This window comes from Escherichia sp. WS1450 (assembly GCF_046487395.1).
In the GTDB taxonomy this organism is placed as follows: Bacteria; Pseudomonadota; Gammaproteobacteria; order Enterobacterales; family Enterobacteriaceae; genus Escherichia; species Escherichia coli.
On record NZ_JBJQJO010000095.1, the window covers coordinates 1 to 2,048 of the forward strand.

General features: G+C 45.1%; 3 protein-coding genes and 1 pseudogene. 1 reads left to right on the forward strand and 3 read right to left on the reverse strand.

Translation table 11 applies throughout. The features are described 5' to 3' along the window. A partial coding sequence (locus ACJHYR_RS27525; protein ID WP_000567686.1) for a transposase occupies positions 1 to 186 on the reverse strand: 186 nt, incomplete at its 3' end. A 258-nt stretch (positions 187 to 444) separates the two neighbouring features. Between ACJHYR_RS27525 and ACJHYR_RS27530 the strand changes: the two genes are divergently transcribed. Further along, a complete protein-coding gene (locus ACJHYR_RS27530; protein ID WP_059327727.1) occupies positions 445 to 651 on the forward strand; it encodes a FaeA/PapI family transcriptional regulator in 207 nt (68 codons plus the stop codon). 248 nt (positions 652 to 899) lie between these two features. Here ACJHYR_RS27530 and ACJHYR_RS27535 read toward each other — a convergent pair. Both ACJHYR_RS27535 and ACJHYR_RS27540 read right to left on the reverse strand, forming a co-directional pair. Continuing rightward, a pseudogene (locus ACJHYR_RS27535) lies at positions 900 to 1,163 on the reverse strand (IS21 family transposase); the annotation flags it as partial. 198 nt (positions 1,164 to 1,361) lie between these two features. Then, on the reverse strand, positions 1,362 to 1,862 hold the full coding sequence (locus ACJHYR_RS27540) for a hypothetical protein (protein ID WP_072721890.1): 501 nt from the start codon (positions 1,860 to 1,862) through the stop codon (positions 1,362 to 1,364). Between the last annotated feature and the right edge of the window lie 186 nt (positions 1,863 to 2,048).

Consider the following 2,048-nt stretch of genomic DNA (forward strand, 5'->3'; position numbering starts at 1 on the left):
GGCCACAGCAGTAAGACTTCCCTCCTGGTATTGCTTGCGCCAGAGAAATAACTGGCTGGCTGCCACACCGTGTTGCCGGGCAACAAGGGAGACCGTCATTCCCGGTTCAAAACTCTGCTGAACAATAGCGATCTTTTCCTGTGTAGTACGCCGTCTGCGTTTCTCCGGTCCTAAGACATCAATCATCTGTTCTCCAATGACTAGTCTAAAAACTAGTATTAAGACTATCACTTATTTAAGTGATATTGGTTGTCTGGAGATTCAGGGGGCCAGTCTAGCCCAATCACTAACCACTCAATAAAGCAATAAATAGTCAAAACAGAGCACTACTATTACTAACATCCTTTATTTTCATGTGGTTACAATGATAAAAGATGGCAATGAGATTCAACGTAAGTAAGGATGTATAATAAAAAGGATTACAGCTAAGAGTGTTAACAGAAGATGAAGAAAAAGCAGATACTGGATTTTATTCAGGAAATAAAGACACCATGCAGAACGAGTGATATTGCTTCGCGTTTTGAAATGAGTGCTTATCAGGCCCGCCATTACCTTATGTGTCTTGAAAAAGAGGGGAAAATAAGGCGTACGCCTCTTCGTCGTGGTGCCCGTACTTTATGGGAGATAGTAAGGGAAACGGAAAATTATTAATAAAAATATGCATTTTTCCTGCATAAAATTAACTCATCCCTCTACTGAAATATAACCATGATTTAACAACCAAGAACTTATATTGTTACTTTACGGCGTTATCTGAAATGTTGTCTAATCAAGATTTTTATACCACTCTCAGATACAGATTACTGATGCAGTATCCCGCAGTGTCAATACTGCCAACGCCGCAATTTTTCTGATGGATGGCCTCTTCTGCCTCATTAGCTGTGATGTTTGGATAAACACCTATCCTGTAACATCTCCAGCAGAGTTGTTGGTGTCAGAGCCGGCCTCTCTTTCAACAGAGGAACAAGCATGCTGTCCCACACAGCTTCCAGAGGATCTTTGCGTGTGCGCCAGTGCCGAACACTGTTTTTTGCCCAATCTCCTTTTTCGATCCGACGACCAGAACGGACTGAGATACCAGCCTTCATGGTCGAGATATGCTGAGTTATACCTTTCTTACGCTGAGTCATATAGTAACTGACCTGAGAAGTATTGAGCGTCACGCCATTTCCTGTTGGATCATGTAAATGACACTCAGGTTACAAAACCGGCCAGAATAATCGGCGCCAGGCGGGCTGAGTTATTGTCGTCTCATATCAATTCGTGTACTCACACTGAAGAGAATTCTGTATAAAGATTCAGCAGACAAAACTTTATCAGTCTGTAAAAATTAACGGAAGAGTCGATATTTCTCCCGATCATCACCGGATAATTGTTGCAATAACCAGTGGCATCAGAGACTGAACAGCCGTTTTTAACGCAACGTATTGCTCTGATGTATCAGGCCGGGTAACCCGAAAACACCTTTCCACCCGGCATTGTCCGCCAGCACTTATCATCCACCAGGTCTGTTGCAGTAAATCCACCACTTGCGAACATTCTTCATCAACGCTGAGTCTGGCCCGCGGATGGCAAATGCTCGTCTGGCTGAGCAGCAACAGGCATCGTATTGTTGCTCCTCCATGTTGTTCCCGCAGCCAGCGTAATACCACCGGCGATGATGGACTGGCAGTGTGATTACGCTCAGTAATACGTTCATAAAAGGAAGTACGGAATGCATTAATCTGTTGCCCGTTGATGTTTCCTTCTGCCGAATGGAGCGTGAAGTGAAATGCCAACAGATTTGGCCAGTGGTCCACCGCCTGCTGAACAAAACGCCGGATTTCCCCCGGCGCTGAAAGTAAGGCTTCGGTTATTTGCACTATTTTATCCCCGTTGAATTTTGTTAAGCCGGTGCAGACCAGACACACGGAAAGCGCACATCGACACCGGCACGATACGATACAAACACCAGTGACTGGCGGGACGAAGGGAATGACGAATCAGTCAGGAAATGATGACAAACAGTTGGCTGGCCAGAGGGTGCCAGCAGAAAGATGAGCGGGAGT